Origin of the sequence: Pseudonocardia nigra, assembly GCF_019396355.1 — a bacterium.
Classification (GTDB): domain Bacteria; phylum Actinomycetota; class Actinomycetes; order Mycobacteriales; family Pseudonocardiaceae; genus Pseudonocardia; species Pseudonocardia nigra.
In genome coordinates this window covers 24,697-40,828 of the sequence record NZ_JAHKRK010000001.1, presented here as the reverse complement: position 1 = coordinate 40,828, position 16,132 = coordinate 24,697, and the positions used below count along the sequence as shown (strand labels likewise).

General features: G+C 74.0%; 14 protein-coding genes and 1 pseudogene. 8 read left to right on the top strand and 7 right to left on the bottom strand.

The genetic code is table 11. The features are described from left to right. Genes KME75_RS00190 through KME75_RS00175 form a run of 5 tightly spaced genes read left to right on the top strand, consistent with a single transcriptional unit; the run spans position 1 to position 4,189 of the window. Positions 1-1,143 carry an acyl-CoA dehydrogenase family protein gene (locus tag KME75_RS00190; RefSeq protein ID WP_219412400.1) on the top strand — a complete coding sequence of 381 codons (1,143 nt, stop codon included), beginning with the start codon at positions 1-3 and terminating at the stop codon, positions 1,141-1,143. Continuing rightward, positions 1,140-2,252 carry an acyl-CoA dehydrogenase family protein gene (locus KME75_RS00185; RefSeq protein ID WP_219412399.1) on the top strand — a complete coding sequence of 371 codons (1,113 nt, stop codon included), beginning with the start codon at positions 1,140-1,142 and terminating at the stop codon, positions 2,250-2,252. The genes KME75_RS00190 and KME75_RS00185 overlap by 4 nt, the downstream gene beginning before the upstream one ends. 28 nt (positions 2,253-2,280) lie before the next feature. Continuing rightward, complete coding sequence (locus tag KME75_RS00180; RefSeq protein ID WP_308282462.1) at positions 2,281-3,066, top strand: enoyl-CoA hydratase/isomerase family protein; 786 nt, start codon at positions 2,281-2,283, stop codon at positions 3,064-3,066. Beyond that, positions 3,063-3,491, top strand: a complete 429-nt coding sequence (locus KME75_RS42410) for a nuclear transport factor 2 family protein (protein ID WP_246631182.1) — start codon at positions 3,063-3,065, stop codon at positions 3,489-3,491. Before KME75_RS00180 ends, KME75_RS42410 begins: the two co-directional genes overlap by 4 nt. A gap of 29 nt (positions 3,492-3,520) precedes the next feature. Continuing rightward, entirely contained in the window at positions 3,521-4,189 is a 669-nt protein-coding gene (locus KME75_RS00175; protein ID WP_308282461.1) for an HAD hydrolase-like protein, read from the top strand. A gap of 66 nt (positions 4,190-4,255) precedes the next feature. Here KME75_RS00175 and KME75_RS00170 read toward each other — a convergent pair whose 3' ends face one another. Continuing rightward, entirely contained in the window at positions 4,256-6,589 is a 2,334-nt protein-coding gene (locus KME75_RS00170) for a penicillin acylase family protein (RefSeq protein ID WP_308282460.1), read from the bottom strand. Between the two features lie 57 nt (positions 6,590-6,646). Here KME75_RS00170 and larA point away from each other — a divergent pair, with 57 nt between their 5' ends. The 3 genes and pseudogenes from larA to KME75_RS00155 all read left to right on the top strand — a co-directional run bounded on the left by larA (position 6,647) and on the right by KME75_RS00155 (position 9,303). Beyond that, the gene (gene larA, locus KME75_RS00165; RefSeq protein ID WP_246631181.1) at positions 6,647-7,948 is read left to right on the top strand and encodes a nickel-dependent lactate racemase; all 1,302 of its coding nucleotides are present in this window, start codon (positions 6,647-6,649) and stop codon (positions 7,946-7,948) included. A gap of 23 nt (positions 7,949-7,971) precedes the next feature. Next, positions 7,972-8,762: pseudogene (locus KME75_RS00160) on the top strand (SIR2 family NAD-dependent protein deacylase). 115 nt (positions 8,763-8,877) lie between these two features. Then, a complete protein-coding gene (locus KME75_RS00155; RefSeq protein WP_219412398.1) occupies positions 8,878-9,303 on the top strand; it encodes a DUF3237 family protein in 426 nt (141 codons plus the stop codon). 23 nt (positions 9,304-9,326) lie between these two features. Here the strand turns inward: KME75_RS00155 and KME75_RS00150 are convergent, their stop codons facing one another. The 6 genes from KME75_RS00150 to KME75_RS00125 are packed head-to-tail and all read right to left on the bottom strand — an operon-like array spanning position 9,327 to position 16,010. After that, positions 9,327-10,637 carry a hypothetical protein gene (locus KME75_RS00150; protein WP_219412397.1) on the bottom strand — a complete coding sequence of 437 codons (1,311 nt, stop codon included), beginning with the start codon at positions 10,635-10,637 and terminating at the stop codon, positions 9,327-9,329. Further along, entirely contained in the window at positions 10,634-11,782 is a 1,149-nt protein-coding gene (locus KME75_RS00145; protein WP_219412395.1) for an N-acetylglucosamine-6-phosphate deacetylase, read from the bottom strand. Before KME75_RS00145 ends, KME75_RS00150 begins: the two co-directional genes overlap by 4 nt. Further along, positions 11,782-12,540, bottom strand: a complete 759-nt coding sequence (locus tag KME75_RS00140) for a sugar isomerase domain-containing protein (RefSeq protein ID WP_219412393.1) — start codon at positions 12,538-12,540, stop codon at positions 11,782-11,784. Before KME75_RS00140 ends, KME75_RS00145 begins: the two co-directional genes overlap by 1 nt. After that, on the bottom strand, positions 12,533-13,231 hold the full coding sequence (locus KME75_RS00135; protein ID WP_219412392.1) for a 6-phosphogluconolactonase: 699 nt from the start codon (positions 13,229-13,231) through the stop codon (positions 12,533-12,535). Before KME75_RS00135 ends, KME75_RS00140 begins: the two co-directional genes overlap by 8 nt. Before the next feature lie 53 nt (positions 13,232-13,284). Beyond that, positions 13,285-14,487 carry an AGE family epimerase/isomerase gene (locus KME75_RS45540; protein WP_219412391.1) on the bottom strand — a complete coding sequence of 401 codons (1,203 nt, stop codon included), beginning with the start codon at positions 14,485-14,487 and terminating at the stop codon, positions 13,285-13,287. Beyond that, positions 14,484-16,010, bottom strand: a complete 1,527-nt coding sequence (locus tag KME75_RS00125; RefSeq protein ID WP_219412389.1) for a sodium:solute symporter family protein — start codon at positions 16,008-16,010, stop codon at positions 14,484-14,486. The genes KME75_RS45540 and KME75_RS00125 overlap by 4 nt, the downstream gene beginning before the upstream one ends. Positions 16,011-16,132 lie beyond the last annotated feature (122 nt).

Here is a 16,132-nt window from a genome sequence, read left to right as displayed (position 1 = left end):
ATGAAGTTCGCACCGACCGCCCTCACCCGCGCCGAGGAGGACCTCCGCCACGAGGTCCGTGAGTTCCTCGCCGCGGAGCTTCCCCCCGACCACCGGCCGGGACTGGGGATGGCCGCGGGCCACGACCCGGGGTTCTCCCGCAAGCTCGCGGAGCGGGGGTGGGTGGGGATGGCCATCCCGCCCGAGTACGGGGGGCACGGACGCTCCGCCGTGGATCGGTTCGTCGTGATCGAGGAGCTGCTGGCCGCGGGCGCGCCGTTCGGGGCGCACTTCGTGGCGGACCGCCAGACCGGGCCCACGCTGCTGCACTTCGGCACCGAGGAGCAGCGGCGCCGGTTCCTGCCGAAGATCTGCGCGGGGGAGTGCTGGTTCTCCCTCGGCATGAGCGAGCCGGGATCCGGCTCGGACCTCGCCTCGGTGCGTACCGCTGCCACCAAGGTGGACGGCGGGTGGATGGTCAACGGCACCAAGATCTGGACCAGCGGCGCCCACCTCAACCACTACTTCGTCGTGCTGTTGCGCACCTCGCCGGCGAACGGCAACCGGCACGCCGGCCTGAGCCAGCTCATCATCGACCTCCGCGCCCCGGAGGTGAAGATCTCCCCGATCCCGTACCTCGACGGGACCCACCACTTCAACGAGGTCCATCTGGACGACGTGTTCGTCCCGGACGACATGGTGCTCGGCGAGGTCGGGGCCGGGTGGCGCCAGGTCACCTCCGAGCTGGCCTACGAGCGGTCGGGCCCCGACCGCTTCATGAGCCCGTTCACCCCGTTCCGCGAGTTCCTCCGGGAGCGGGCGGGGCCGGACGGGGAGCTCGGCGCCGCGGACGCCGAGGTGGCGGGCCGCCTGACGGCGCGCTACTGGACGATCCGGCAGATGTCGCTGTCGGTGGCGCGCTCGATCGACCGCGGGGAGGCGCCGGCGATCGAGTCGGCGCTGGTCAAGGACATCGGGACGACGTTCGAGCAGGAGGTCATCGAGGTGCTGCGCGCCGCGGCCGACACCGAGATCGACCCCCAGCGGGGCTCGCTGTTCGAGCAGCTGCTCGCCCAGGCGATCCTCACCGGACCGTCGTTCACCATCCGGGGCGGCACCACCGAGGTGCTCCGCTCCATCGCGGCGAAGGGGCTGCAGCCATGAGCGAGCGTGAGCGAGCGAATCATCGACACAGCGCGGACGACCGCGCACTGCTCACCGAGGTCGCGACCGACCTGTTCACGGACCTGTGTACACCCGAGACCGTGCGCGCCGCGGAGGAGACCGGCTGGGCCGGGCCGTTGTGGGACGCCCTCACCGCGGCGGGCTTCCCCCTCGTGTCGGTGCCGGAGGAGGCCGGCGGGTCCGGGGGCAGCGTCGCCGACGCGTGCGCCGTGCTGCGGGTGGCCGGCCGGTTCGCCGCGCCCGTCCCGCTCGCGGAGACCGGGCTGCTCGCGGGCTGGGCGCTGGCGTCCGCCGGGCTCGCCCTGCCCGCGGGGCCGGCCACCGTCGCGGTGGGCCGCCCCGCCGACGCCCTCGAGCTGACCGGCGGACCCGGCGGGTGGCGGGTGTCGGGCCGGCTGCACCGGGTCCCGTGGGCGGGCGAGGCCGAGCGCGTGGTCGCGCTGGCGCAGCGGGGCGGCGACCGGTTCGTGCTCTCGCTCCCGGCGGCGGGTGCGGCGGTCGTCCCGGGACGCAACCTGGCGGGGGAGCCGCGCGACACCGTCAACTTCGACGACCTCGCCCTCCCCGACGACGCCGTCGCCCCGGCACCGGAGCACGTGACGGCCGACGCGCTGCTGCTGCGCGGCGCACTCGGCCGCGCCGCGCTGATCGCCGGCGCGCTGGCCCGGGTCACCGACCTGACGGTGCGCTACACGAATGAGCGGGAGCAGTTCGGCCGGCCCGTCGCGCGGTTCCAGGCGGTGCAGCACCACCTGGTGCGGATCGCGGAGGAGGCCCAGGCGGCCGGGATGGCGGCCGCCGTGGCCGCGGCGAGCGCCGACCCCGACCCCGCCTTCTTCGACGTGGCCGCCGCGAAGATCGTGGCCGGGGAGGCGGCGAGCGCGGCGGCGAAGGCGGCGCACCAGGCGCACGGCGCCATCGGCATGACCAAGGAGTACGAGCTCGGCCAGCTCACCCGTCGGCTCTGGGCGTGGCGCGACGAGTACGGCAGCGAACGGCACTGGAGCTCGCGGCTCGGGCGGCACCTGGCCGAGCTCGGGGCGGACGGGCTGTGGCCCCGCCTCGCGACCGGCCTGTTCACCGACTGACATCCCGTCCACCGAGGAGGAGCACCTCGTGCGCACCGACAACGGGCTCTCGGTCGAGGTCGTCGACCGGGTCGCCCACGTCACCCTGGACCGGCCGGAGCGGCTCAACGCCCTCAGCACCGGCCTGATCGCCGACATCGTCGCGGCGTTCGACGGCTTCACCGCCGACGACGACGTCTGGGCGGTCCTGCTCACCGGCAGCGGTGAGCGGGCCTTCTCGGCGGGCGTCGACCTCAAGGAGGTGAACCAGGCCGACGGCGCCGCGCGGCCGATGACGATGCCGATGGCGGGCACGACCCGCAACGTCTTCGAGACGGTGCTGGAGTGCGCCAAGCCGGTGGTCGCCGCGATCAACGGGGTCGCCGCGGGCGGTGGCTGCGAGATCGCGCTCGCCTGCGACGTCCGGCTGGCCGCCGACCACGCCCGGATCGGGCTGCCCGAGGCCAAGCGCGGCATGGGCGCCAACTTCGGGTGCCAGCTGCTGCCGCGGATCGTCCCCCGGGGCATCGCCTACGAGCTGTTGTACCTGGGCGAGCTGATCTCCGCGCAGGAGGCGCACCGCTGGGGGCTGGTCAACCGGGTGGTGCCCGGCGACCGGTTGGCCGAGGAGGCGCGCGAGTTCTGCCGTCGCCTCGTCGCGAACGCGCCGCTCACCGTCCGCCGCTACAAGGCCATGATCGGCAAGGGCGCGGAGCTGCCCCTGTCGGCCGCGCTGCGGTTGTCGGTCGGCCCGAACCCGTACCTGAGCGAGGACCGCGCCGAAGGGGTCCGCGCGTTCCTCGAGAAGCGCGATCCCGTCTGGAGGGCGCGATGACCGGCGAGCTGGACCGGGACGGTGCGGAGGCGCTCGTCCGCGCGTACTTCGCGGCCTGCAGCCGCGGCGACGTGGCGGCGGTCGCCGGGTCGTTCTGCGCCGACGCCGCGGTGTACGACACGAACCACCGCCCGGCGCGCGGCGCCGCGGCAATCGGCGACTTCTACGCGAAGGTGCGCGACCGCTGGCGCGGGGCGACGTGGCACGTCGACACGTTCGTCGGCGACGGCACCGCGGCGGCGGCCGAATGGACCATGCTGGTGGAGCGCGACGGGGCGACGGTGCCCGTCCGCGGGTCGGAGCACTACGAGTTCGCCGACGGCCGGATCCGCCAGATCCGCCAGTACTGGACCCACGATCCGGGCGCCGTCCGGACGGAGCTGCGCGAGTACCCCTACGGCGACGACGCCCGCTTCGTCACGTAGGTCCGGCCCGCGGCGGGCAGGATGGGGGCGTGACGATCTGCGCCGACCGCCTGCCCACCGCCGTCCTGCTCGATCTCGACGGCACCCTCGTCGACTCCGCCGACGGCATCCTCGGCTCGCTCCGCGCGGCGTTCGACGAGCTCGGCCTGCCCTGGCCCGAGGGCGTGATCGACCGCGGCATCCTCGGCCCGCCGCTCTACCGGACGCTGCCGACGATTATCGGCGCCGAGGCCGCCGCCGCGGTGATGCCGGTGTACCGGCGGCACTACGCCGAGCGCGGGCTGCTGGAGTGCACGCCCTACCCGGGGGTCGACGCGCTGCTGCGCGAGCTCGCCGACGCCGGCGTGCGGCTGGCGCTCGCCACGAGCAAGGCCGAGGTGTACGCCCGGCGGATGCTGGCCGAGCGCGGGTGGGACGAGCTGTTCGCGGAGATCGTCGGCGACACCCTGGACGCCGCCCGCCCCACGAAGGCCGACGTGGTGGCCGAGGCGCTGGCCCGGCTCGGGTCGCCGCAGGACGCCGTCATGGTCGGCGACCGCAGCAACGACGTCGACGGCGCGCGCCGCAACGGGCTCGACTGCCTCGGCGTCGGCTGGGGCTACGGGCTGCCCGGCGAGCTGGCCGAGGCGGGCGCCGTCGCGATCGTCGACAGCGCCGCGGAGCTGGGGGCCGTCCTGCTGCCGTCACGCACGGGCTGAGCGGAGCTTGCGGAGCGAACATCGGCGCTGAGCGGAGCTTGCGGAGCGAGCGGAGAGCGCTGGCCGTCAGGGCACCAGCCGGAACCGGTGGTCGACGTGCTGCTCGACGGCGTCGCGGCTGTAGAGCAGCGGGAAACTCCCGTCGACCGCCCACTCCGGGAACAGGTCGGCGTAGTGCGGGTCGCCCGGGCGGCCGGACTGGCCGGGGGAGTTCATCGCCACCGACAGGTCCCAATCGCCGACGTCGACGACGATGCGGAACGTCGCCCCGGCCGTCTGCCGGAACGTGTCGTCGTGGGCGGTGTTGCCGACCGTGTTGCCGCTGCCGCCGCGGGGGAGCGGGCCCACCTGCGTGCCGGGGAAGTCGTCGGGCAGCAGCAGCGCGGCGGGGTGCTCCAGCCGGGCGTGGTGCAGCCGGCCCCACGCCCATGCGCCGGGGTCGGGGCCGAGCAGCTCACGGGTCTCGCGGACCGCGGCCGCGAGGGTGTCCAGCAGCAGCGCGCCGAGCACCGTCGGCCCGGCGGCCGGGTCACCGCCGCCGAGGATCGCCGGGTCGCCCAGCAGGGCGAGATCGGTGCGCATGTCGCCCGAGCGGGCCTCGTCCGGGGTGATCCGGGCGAGCGCCTCGGCCACCCGGTCCGGAGGCACCAGGCGCGCGAGCGCCGCCGACAGCAGCCGCGGCCGCAGGTGCCGGCGATGCCACACCTCGTACAGCGCCGCGGCCGCCGAATCCGCCGACTCGTCGCCGTCCCAGCCCGCCAGGAGCGCCAGCCCGGTGGCCACGTCCGCGCCGTCCGGCTCGAGCCCGGCCAGCGCGGCCAGCACGTGCCGCGCGGCGACGTTGCCGTAGTCGCCCTGCAGCGCGACGCAGTCGGCCACGGTGACGCCGCGGGCGTCGCGCAGCACCTCGCTGATCCGGTCGTGCCGGTAGCGGTGGTACCAGTCGTAGGTGATCGTGCGCTCGTCGTTCGGGTAGTCGGCGGGGAGGTTCATCTCGTTCGCCGTGGCGACCCAGTCCCGCTCCGGGTTCTCCGACGACGGCAGCTCGTCCATGTCGTGGAAGCCCTGCCACTCGTACCGGCCGTCGCCGGGCACCGGCAGCATCCCGTCCCAGTTCGGGCGGATCGGCACGAGCCCCGCCGGGTGCCAGCCGATCGTGCCGGCCGGGTCGGCGTAGACCTGGTTCTCGCCCGGCGCGCCCCAGCGGTTCATGCTCGCGACGAACGCGTCGCACGTCGGCGCCGTCATGTACTCGATGCTGCCGAGGTAGGGCGCCATGCCCGGCTCGAGCCACGCCGCACGCACGGCGAACGCGGTGTGCCACTGGGGGTCGGCGTGGATCACCGGCCCGTGCCGGGTGAAGTGCAGCTCGACGGGGACGGGTTCGCCGCCGGCGACCGGTATCTCCTCGGTCACGGTCGTCATCGGCTCCCACCGGTCGCGGTAGGAGTACTCGTCCGCGCGTTCCGGGTGGGTCCGGTAGACGTAGAGGTCCTCCTGGTCGATCGGGAAGATGGTCAGGCCGAACGCGATGTGCCCGTTGTGGCCGATGGAGATCCCGGGCAGGGCCGGCTCGCCCGCGCCGATCACGTCCAGGCCCGGCGCGGACAGGTGCGCGAGGTAGCGCAGTGACGGCAGCCCGACCGTGCGGTGCGGGTCGTTCGCGAGCAGCGGGCGCCCGGTGGCGGTCCGGCCGCCGCCGACCACCCAGTTGTTGCTGCCCTCCGGGTCGGTGCGCCCGGCGAGGCTCGCGGCGGGGGCGCCGAGCACCGGCGGCGTGGTCGCGAGCCGGTAGACGCGCAGGACGTCGTCGGGGATCAGCGAGAGGTCGAGGCCGTCGGGGACCGTGATCGGGCGTGCCGGCTCGCGGACCCGGCGCAGGTCCTCCACCTGCGGGCCGAAGTCGCGCAGCGTCAGCGCCCGCGCCACCTCCTGCTCGAGGTTGCCGAACAGGCCGTGGCTGCGGATCCGGGCGACGTCGGCGGGCGCCCAGCGCGACGGCCGGAACCCGAGCGCGGCGAACTCCGGCGGAAGGAGGTCCGGGCGCTCCTCGCACAGGGCGACGAACGCGTTGATGCCGGTGACGAACGAGGTGGTGATCCGTTTGGTGTCCGAGCCGTACGCGAGCCACTCCGCGTGCATGTCGCCGCGGTAGAGGAACAGCCGCGCGGCCCGGTCGTGCTCGACGTAGTCCGGCCCGAACACCTCCGCGAGCAGCCCGAGCCCGCGCCGCCGCCACAGGTCGAGCTGGAACAGCCGGTCGCGGGCCGCGGTGAACCCCTGCGCGAGGAAGACGTCCTGGGCGCAGGAGGCGTAGAGGTGCGGCACGCCCCAGGTGTCGACGAGCACCTCGACCGGGGCGGACAGTCCTGGCACGCGGTACTCGGTGGGCTCCGGCACGGGCTCGGTCCTCCGTCGCTGGGGGTCGGCAGAGATCGCCCACCTACGATGTCAGATATGACAGGGCCAGACATGGGGACGACGCAGGTGCGGCTCGCGTACGGCGAGAACGGCCTGTCCGTGGAGCTGCCCACCGCCCGCACGACCGTGGTGGAGCCCGTCTGGACGCCGGGTGCCCCCGACCAGCGGGCGGTGCTCCGCGAGGCGCTGCACAACCCCGTCGCGGGCCCGCCGCTGCGGGAGATCGCCCGGCGGGGCCAGAAGGTCGCGATCTCGATGTGCGACGGCACGCGGGCGCAGCCGCGGCACCTCATGATCCCCGCCGTGCTCGCGGAGCTCGACGGGATCATCGACCTCGACGACGTCGTCATCCTCGTCGCCACCGGCACCCACCGCGGCAACACCGAGGCCGAGATCCGCGCGATGCTCGGCGACGAGGTCGTCGACGCCGTGCACGTGCTCAACCACGACGCCCGCGAGCCCTCGTCCCTGGTGGACCTGGGCTCCCACGGCGACGGGGTGCCGGTGTGGCTGAACCGGCACTGGGTCGAGGCGGATCTGCGGATCACCACCGGGTTCGTCGAGCCGCACTTCTTCGCGGGGTTCAGCGGCGGCCCGAAGCTCGTCGCCCCCGGCCTGGCCGGCCTCGACACCGTGCTCACCCTGCACGACGCCCGCCGCATCGGCCATCCGCAGGCCACCTGGGCGGTCTGCGAGGGCAACCCGGTGCACGACGACATCCGCGCGGTCGTCGGGGCCGTCGGCGGGGTGCACTTCGGGCTGGACGTGGTTCTCAACCGCGAGCAGACGATCGTCGAGGCGTTCGGCGGCGAGCTGTTCGCGATGCACGCCGCCGCGCGGGAGGCCGCCAAGCGGCTCGCGATGGTGCCGGTGCCGGGGCGCTTCGACGTGGTCGTCACCACCAACTCCGGCTATCCGCTCGACCAGAACCTCTACCAGTCGGTGAAGGGCATGTCCGCCGCGGCCACGGTCGTCCGGGACGGCGGCACCATCGTCTGCGCGGCCGAGTGCCGCGACGGGTTCCCCAACCACGGCTCCTACCGCGAGGTGCTGGAGTCCGCGCCGTCCCCGCGCGCGCTGCTCGACGCGATCGCGGCCCGCCCGGAGACGCTGCCCGACCAGTGGCAGGTGCAGGTGCAGGCCAAGGTGCAGGTCCAGGCGCGGGTCGTGATGCACACGTCCTACCTGTCCGACCACGCGCTGGAGGCCGCACACCTGGAGCAGACGGCGGACGTCGCGGCCACGGTGGAGGAGGCCCTGGCCGCGGCGGGCAAGGACGCGCGGGTGTGCGTGCTGCCCGAGGGGCCGCAGACGATCCCATACGTGCAGCCGGCGTAGCGACCGGGTGGCAGGCTGGCGCAATGGCGGAACGGGGTACCGACACCGAGCGCGAGTGGCAGCGGGCGCGGGAGCTGTTCGCGTCCGCGCGCCGGATCACCGCTCTGACCGGTGCCGGTCTCTCCACTGCCGCGGGCATTCCGGACTTCCGGGGCCCGAACGGCGTGTGGACGAAGAACCCCGAGGCACAGCGGCTGAGCGACATCCACAGCTACGTCGCCGACCCCGAGGTGCGGCGCGAGTCCTGGCGGAGCCGCGCATCGCACCCTGCATGGGACGCCGTGCCCACCGCGGGCCACCGCGCCTTCGTCGAGCTGGCCGAACGCGGCCGCCTGCGCGCGGTGCTCACCCAGAACATCGACGGCTCCACCAGCGTGGCGGGCTCGATCCCGCCTACGTCCTCGAGTTGCACGGCTCGATGTTCGGCACGGTGTGCCTGGACTGCGGCACGCGGGGCACGATGCACGACGCCCTCGCCCGGGTCGCGGCGGGCGAGGAGGATCCTCCGTGCCTGGACTGCGGCGGGATCCTGAAATCCAGCACCGTGTCCTTCGGTCAGGCCCTGGACGAGGAGATCGTGCGGCAGAGCCGGCGCGCAGCGCTGGACTGTGACCTCTTCCTCGCCGCAGGCACCTCGCTGACCGTCCACCCGGCCGCAGGGTTCGCCGACCTCGCCCTCAGCGCCGGTGCGGATCTGGTCGTCTGCAACGCCGAGCCCACCCCCTACGACGGGCACGCCACCGCCGTGCTCCGCGAACCACTCGACGAGGTGCTCCCCGCACTCGTGGCCGCGTGCACGTCCCGGCCGATCTGACGCTCTCCGCGTTGCGGGATGGTGCTGTCCCCGCGGATGGTGCGAACGTGGTCGGTGTGTGCCACCCTCTCTCTCGCCGAGCAGGGTGCGTTCAGGGTGGGGCGGGGGAGGAGCGATGGACCTGGCAGAGCTTGGCGCTGTCGAGCTGACGTACACGTCGTTGGACAACCTGGATTCCGGGAGCGGAGGCCAGATCTACGGCACCATGGAGGGCTCGGTGACCGGGGAGCGACTCGATGGGACCCTGCATCTGACGAACCTCGCTCGCCGCCGCCCGGACAACGTCAACCAGCCGACCCTGCGCGGTCTGCTGAGGACGCGGGACGGTGCGCGTGCCTGGGTCGAGCTGGACGGCGTTGCCACCTTGCGTCGCGACGACGGCGCGCGGGTTTTCGTCACGTCCTGCCGCTTTCAGACGGGCGACGAGCGGTACGCGTGGCTGAACTCCGTCTTCGGTGTGCTCGAAGGCGTCCTCGACGTCGTCGAGGTTGGAGGCAGCGCGCGTGGCCGGCTGTTCGAGTGCCGGGCGACGCTTACGTAGCCACCTCCCGGTCGGCCATCCGATCAGCTGCGTTCCGAGCATTCTGGGTCGGACCGGTCCGCGGAGCCGTCGGACCCACTCCTCGTCCCCATGAGGGCCCGTTCGGCCTGGTCGACGAGCCGTTCGGCCGAGCCGCGGGCGAACCGGCCGGGCGTGCCGTAGTAGCGGTGGGCCTCGTCCACCTCGTAGCCGCCGCAGGCGTACTCGTCCGCCGGCGGAAGGTATCCGGGACAGCCGTTGCTGTACCCCGCCACCAGGACGGTCGCGCCCGTGCCCGCCGCGTGTTCCCGGATCCGTCGCGCGGTCGCGGCGAACGGTTCGCCGGGTAGCGCGACGACCAGCGCGGGGCCCCACCGCAGGACGTTCACCGGGGCGGGCCACGGCGCCGGGTTGCTCTCGCGGGCGAGTATCCGGCGCCCCCAGTCGGCCCAGCAGCGCATGAGCGCTGCCCGGGCGGGGTCGGCCTCGGCCGCTTCCGCCTCCCACGCCGCGACGTCGGCGGCGAGCGCTGCGGGGTCGGGGACGTCGAGGTCGAGCGCCACCTCCCGGCGGGCCGCGGCCACCGCCGCCGGGCCGGGCCGTGGGGCCGCGGCCAGCGCGGCCTCGGCGATGTGGACGCCGACCCGTTCGCACTCGGCGAAGGTGCGATCGGCGGCCGTGGCCGTCGAGATCGACGCGTGCGCGCTGTGGCCGGTGTTGGCGTCGCCCGCGCAGCCGGTCACGAACAGCACCGGGCCGCCGAGCCGCTCGCCCAGGATCCGGCGGACGACCCCGGGGTAGTCGGCGGTGAGCAGCGTGTTGTCCGCGCCGAGGACCACCGGGTGGCACGCGTAGGACACGACGGCCGCGAGCAGCGAGCCGTCCGGGCGGCGCAGGTGCACCACCGGGAGCGCGTCATCCACGGGTCCACCGGGCCGGCGCCGGTTGCGGGCCACGCCGGGGTCCGCGCCGTACCCGGCCAGCACCTCGACCGGCTCGCGCGCGGCCCGCGCGGCGTCCACCGCGTCGACGCAGGTCGCGATCACTCCGTCGAGCCACGTCGCGTCGACCGGCCCGCCGAGGCGGCCCCGCATGCTCGCCGGGCCGCCGTGGGTGTGCGTCGCGTGGACGACGACGCGCTCCGCGGGCAGGCCGCACCGCCTGCGGATCTCCGCGCAGTCGTCCTCGTGCAGCCCGACGGCGTCCACCGTCACCAGCGCCGTGTCCTCGACCACCAGCGCGTGCACCAGCAGGGGGTCGTGCACCCCGCTCGCGCGCGCCTCGCGGGCCACGAACCCGGACATCGCCGCCCCGGGCCGCGGCGTCACGTCCCGGACGGCGACGCCGGCCCTCACGCCACGACCTCGCCCCCGGCGACCACCCGGCGGATCCGCAGCGCTGTGTCGCCGGGGGAGTGGTCGGCGAGCAGCAGGTCGGCCTGGGCGCCGGGGGTCAACCGGCCGCGACCGCCGACGAAGCGGCCGGGGTTGGCGGTCGCGAGCCGGACCGCGGCGGCGAACGGGATCCCCGTGAGGCGCGCGACCTGTGCGACGCCGTCGGCCAGCGACCGCGCCGCGCCCGCGAGATAGGGAGTGCCGGCCTCGGACAGCCTCCCGTCCGCGGACAGCACGACGGAGCCGCCCACCGGGGTCGTGTACTCGCCCGGCGGCATCCCGGCCAGCGCGACGGAGTCGGACACCAGCACCGCCCGGTCGAGGCCCTTCGCGCGCAGCATCGCCGTCAGGGTGTCGGCGGGCAGGTGGTGGCCGTCGGCGATGAACCCGGCCGTGAGGCGATCGTCGGCGAGCTGGGCCCACAGGTGGTTCGGGTGGCGGGGGAGCATCGCGTGCGCCCCGTTGCCGAGGTGGGTCGAGAGGAGCGCCCCGGCGTCGACGACCGCCCGCACCTGCTCGGGCGTGGCGTGCGTGTGGCCGATCGCGACGACCGCGCCCGCCCGCGTCAGGTGCTCGGTGTAGGCGACCGCCTCCGGGTGGTGCGGGGAGAGCGTCACGATGCCGACGAGCCCGTCGGCCGCCCGCTGCCAGCGGTCGAACTCGGCCGGGTCCGGCGGTCGGACCTGCGCGGCGGGATGCACACCGCGCGGGCCGTCCTCGGGCGAGATGTGCGGGCCCTCCACGTGCACGCACGGGACCGCCCGGCGGGTGGCCTTGTCGCGGGCACGCGCTTCGGCGATCGCGCGCAGCGACCGGACGATGTCCTCCTCCGCCGCCGTGATCACGGTCGGGACCACGGTGGTCGTACCCGCGCGGGCGAGGGCGCGGACGAGCGCGACCACGGCATCGGGGGTCACGTCGGGCCCGTTGACGTCGTGCCCGCCGTAGCCGTTGACCTGCAGGTCGACCAGCCCCGGCAGCAGCCACGGGACGTCGTCCGCCGGGTCGGCGACGTGCTGCACGTGCGCGACCACCGGGCCGTCGGTCACGACGTCGAGGACGCGCCCGGTGGCCGGGTCCCGGCCCCAGAGGTTCACAGCGTTCATCAGAGGGACCGCACCCGCCCCCGGAACCGGTCGAGGAACCGGCCGTTCGCCTCGTCGCCGCCCGGCGCGTTGCCGCTGCGCCACACCGGCGGCTCGATCCCGCGGGCGGCGAGCGCCTCGACGGTGGCGAGCGTGAGACAGTTGAGCACGTAGGCATTGGTGAACGTCGATACCGCGGCGACGGGCTCGGCCGACCCGGGCACGTCCATGACCGCGTCGCCGATCGGCACCTTGCTGTCGATCGCGACGTCCACCAGGTCGTGCAGGTTCGCCTTCGTCGGGTGGCGTGCCGGGTGGTGGGCCGCGGTCCGCTCGGCGTGCTCGCGCGAGCTGATCCCGATCAGCCGCACGCCGCGCTCGCGGGCGGTGAGCGCGGCGTCGATGAGCGCCGCGTTGATCCCGTAGGCGTTGACGAGCACGAGCAGGTCGCCGTCGCCCAGGCCGCGGTCGCTGATCACCACGCGCCCGTAGCCGGGGGTGCGCTCGATCGCCATCGACCGCAGTGCGCCGTTGGACAGCAGCGTGCCCTCGTCGAGGATCGCCGAGATGTGCATGAGCCCGCCCGCGCGGAAGAACACCTCCTGCGCCGCGAGGTTGGAGTGTCCGCCGGGGCCGAACACGTGCACGAGCCGGTCGGCCGCGATCTGGTCGGCGAGCAGCTCGGCTGCCGCGCGGATCGCGCCCGCCTCCTCGGTGAGGATCCGCTCGAGGTGCCCGTGGACCGTGTCGAGGTAGCTGCGGAACGTCGGATCAGGCACGGGGAGCGGCCTCCACGTCGAGGTAGAGGGTGACGTCGGCGTGGGTGCGCAGAGCGGTCGCCGGGTCGGCCGCGGAGACCGGCGCGTGCAGGGCGCGGGCCACGGCGTGCCGCTTGGTCGCACCAGGCACCACGCAGAACAGCCGGCTGGCGTCGAGCAGCCGCGGGATCGTGAGCGTGATCGCGTGGGTCGGCACGTCGTCGACGCTCGCGAACGCCCCGTCGTCGACCTGCTGCTCCCGGCAGGTGCGGTCCAGCTCCACCACCTTCACGGCGACCGGGTCGTCGAGGTCGGCGACTGGCGGGTCGTTGAAGGCGAGGTGGCCGTTCTGCCCGATGCCGAGGCACACGACGTCGATCGGGGCCTCAGCGAGCAGCTTGGTGTAGGCCGCCACGGTCGCGTCGGGGTCGTCACCGGGGTCGATGCGGTGCACCTCGGCGAACGGGAGCCGAGTGAAGACCGCCCGGTCGAGCCAGTTCGCGAACCGCGCCGGGGCCTCCGCGGGCAGGCCCAGGTACTCGTCCATGTGGAAGGCGGTCACCCGGGACCAGTCGATCCCCGGGGCGGCGACCAGGTGGTCGAGCATCTCGGTCTGGCTCGGCGCCGCCGCGAAGACCATCCGCACGCCGTCCTGCCCGGCGAGGCGGGCGCGGAGGTCTGCGGCGACGTCGGCGGCGGCCGCCGCTCCCATCGCCGCACGGTCCGCGTGGGTACGCACCCTCGGCATGCCCGGGACTTCCTGTCTCACCCTTCACCTTCCAGCTCGACCAGCATGAGCAGCGCCCGCGCGATGTGGAACGGATCCTTCACCGGCAGCGCCACGATCTTCTCCAGCGGCGCGCCGTCGCGGGTGCGGATCTGCGTCCACTCCCGCCCCGGCCCCTCCGGGAACGTCGCCACCACGTAGTCGTGCAGCCCAGCGTGTCGGTCCGGCGCGAGCAGCGCCGTCGCGTACAGCGCCTCGGCGTGCGGCCACCACAGCTTGGTGTCCCAAGTGTCGACGACGAGTGCCTCGTACGGGTCATCGGTGCGGGCTCCGGTGGGTGCGCCGCCCGCCCTATCGACGTAACGCAGCAGCCCGCCGTGGACGTCGTCCCAGCCGAGGTCCAGCGCCCGGACCGCGATCCGGGCGAGCCGGTCCGGCTCGGCGAGCGCGGACCCGGCCAGCAGGTCCCGGGCGTGGTGGAGGAACCACGCCGCCTCCAGCACGTGCCCGGGCGTGCGGTGCCGGGCCAGCAGGCCGCCGCGCCGCGACTCGTCGGTGGCCGGCATCTCGGCGATGTCGTCCCCGTCGCCGTCGGTATCGAGGTGGCACTCCTCGATCTGCCGGGCGGCGTCGCGCACGACCGCCGCGGCCGCCTGCGACCCCGTCGCCCGGTGGACCTGCTCGCCGACGCCGACGAGGATCATCGGCAGCCCGAACGAGCGGTGCCCGGCGGGCACCGGATAGGGATCGGAGCGGAACCGGCCGGCGTCGATCGCCGAGGCCGAGCGCAGGAGGATGTCGTCGGCGTACCCGCCCCAGTCCCCGTCCGGGGACAGCTGCGCCACCCCGGCGAACCCGAGCGCGGCGAACAGGTCGGCGAAAACGCTCGTGTGCGCCCCCGGCTCACCCGCCCGGGTCGTGACGAACGCGGTGGTGCCGTCGGGCAGGAGCGCGTGGTCTCGGACGAACCGGGCGGTGCGGGTGGCCTGCTCGGCGTACCAGGCGGCGTCCCACCGGTCGCCAGGGTCGAGCACGCCGCGCTGGGCGGCCAGCGCGACGCGGGCGGTCAGCCACGCCCACCGGCCCTGCGACCAGGTGTACTTGTCGGTCGCCACCAGCCGGGTGCCGGCGTTGTCCCAGCAGGTGAGCACGCCGCCGTGCTCCTCGTCCGGGCCGTTCGCCGCCCACCACGCGAGCACGTCGTCCACGAGGTGGCGGCGGTAGGTGTCGAGGGCGGTCACCGGACGGGCTCGCCGCCGGCCACGGGTGCCTCGCTGTCGCGGGAGATCGCGTCGACCAGCTCGTCGGACTCCGCGTTGCGCCACGGGGCGACGAGCCCGATGAGCACGAACGTGATGATCGAGCAGACGACCGGGCCGCCGACCGAGACAGCGGTGGCCTGGTCCGGGGCGAGCGCTCCGATCGCGTCGTCGAACACGTACCGGGTCAGCGCGAAGACCAGCAGGCCCACAGCCCAGGAGGTGATCGCCGCGACGGGCCCGCACCGCTTGAACGCCGGCAGCATGCCCAGCAGCATCGGGATCGCGATCGGGCCGACCAGGCCGCCGAACCACAGGATGATCAGGCCGAGGACGCCGCCGAAGCTGTCGGCGGTCAGGGCGATCATCATGCTGAGCGCGATGAACGAGAAGACGCTGATCCGGCCGATCAGGAGCTCGGTCCTCGTGTCGATCGTGCGGCCGCGTTTCCAGATCGTCGGCAGGATGTCGCGCGTCACCACCGACGAGATCGCGTTGGCGTCCGAACCCGTCATGGCCATCGTGTGCGAGAACAGTCCGGCCAGTACCAGGCCGACGAGGCCGGCGGGCAGCAGCTGCTGGGTGAGCAGGGCGTAGGACTGCTCGGGTTCCTCCAGCCCGGGCAGCAGCAGCGGCGCGGCCCACATCGGGAAGAACATCACCAGCGGCCAGACCAGGTAGAGCCCGGCGGAGAACAGCGCGGCCCGCCGGGCGGTGCTGCCGGTGGGGGAGGCGATGAACCGCTGCGCGAGGTTCCACGTCCCGCCGTTGTAGGACAGCGTGTTGATCAGCAGGTAGACCATCACGAACAGCACGGTGTACTGGCCGTTGAACGGCTCGGCGTTGCCCTCGGGCAGCCGGTCCCACATCGTCCAGATCGTCGGGAGGCCGTCGAGCGCGGCGAGCACGGCGAGGAACATGACGATGCCGGCGACGAACTGGATGAGGAACTGGCCCATGTCGGTCAGCGCGTCGGCCCAGAGGCCGCCGATCGTGGAGTAGATCAGCGTGACGCCGCCGGTGAGCAGGACGCCCGCGGCGAGCGGCACGCCGGCGAACACGTTGAGCAGCAGCGCGGTGGCCGTCCACTTGGCGCCGACGTCGAAGACCTTCAGCGCGGTGCCGCTCCACGCCAGCAGCTGCTGGGTGGGCACGTTGTAGCGGATCCGCAGGTACTCCAGCGGCGAGATGATCCCCAGCCGCTGCCGCAACCGCGGCCAGCGCGGCACGAACAGGAACGAGCCGACCACCATGGCGAAGGTGATGCCGAGCGCCCACCACACGTAGAGGACGAACCCCTCGGTGTAGGCGATCGCGGCGTACCCGACGAACACCGCGGAGCTGTAGCCGGACATGTGGTGCGAGATGCCGGAGAGCCACCACGGCATGCGTCCACCCGCGGTGAAGAAGTCGCGGGAGTCGTGGATGCGGGCCTTGGCCCACAACCCGATGCCCACCATCACGACGAAGTAGCCGCCGACCACCAACCAGTCGAGAAATCCCATGGTTCCTCCGCTCCTGCGCGGCGGTGCCGCACCGGCACCCGATGGCCGAGGATGCTTGCGTGCAACCGGTTGCACGTCAAGTGGTGAGCGGGGATCCGTTACCGGGCGGCAACGCCGGACGG

What these genes read in the sequence shown, in the direction of transcription:
- KME75_RS00125 (WP_219412389.1), bottom strand. Translation starts at nt 16,010, where the DNA reads ATGGGATTTCTCGACTGGTTGGTGGTCGGCGGCTACTTCGTCGTGATG.
- KME75_RS00185 (WP_219412399.1), top strand. Translation starts at nt 1,140, where the DNA reads ATGAGCGAGCGTGAGCGAGCGAATCATCGACACAGCGCGGACGACCGC.
- KME75_RS00190 (WP_219412400.1), top strand. Translation starts at nt 1, where the DNA reads ATGAAGTTCGCACCGACCGCCCTCACCCGCGCCGAGGAGGACCTCCGC.
- KME75_RS00145 (WP_219412395.1), bottom strand. Translation starts at nt 11,782, where the DNA reads ATGAACGCTGTGAACCTCTGGGGCCGGGACCCGGCCACCGGGCGCGTC.
- KME75_RS42410 (WP_246631182.1), top strand. Translation starts at nt 3,063, where the DNA reads ATGACCGGCGAGCTGGACCGGGACGGTGCGGAGGCGCTCGTCCGCGCG.
- KME75_RS00155 (WP_219412398.1), top strand. Translation starts at nt 8,878, where the DNA reads ATGGACCTGGCAGAGCTTGGCGCTGTCGAGCTGACGTACACGTCGTTG.
- larA (WP_246631181.1), top strand. Translation starts at nt 6,647, where the DNA reads ATGACAGGGCCAGACATGGGGACGACGCAGGTGCGGCTCGCGTACGGC.
- KME75_RS00135 (WP_219412392.1), bottom strand. Translation starts at nt 13,231, where the DNA reads ATGGGAGCGGCGGCCGCCGCCGACGTCGCCGCAGACCTCCGCGCCCGC.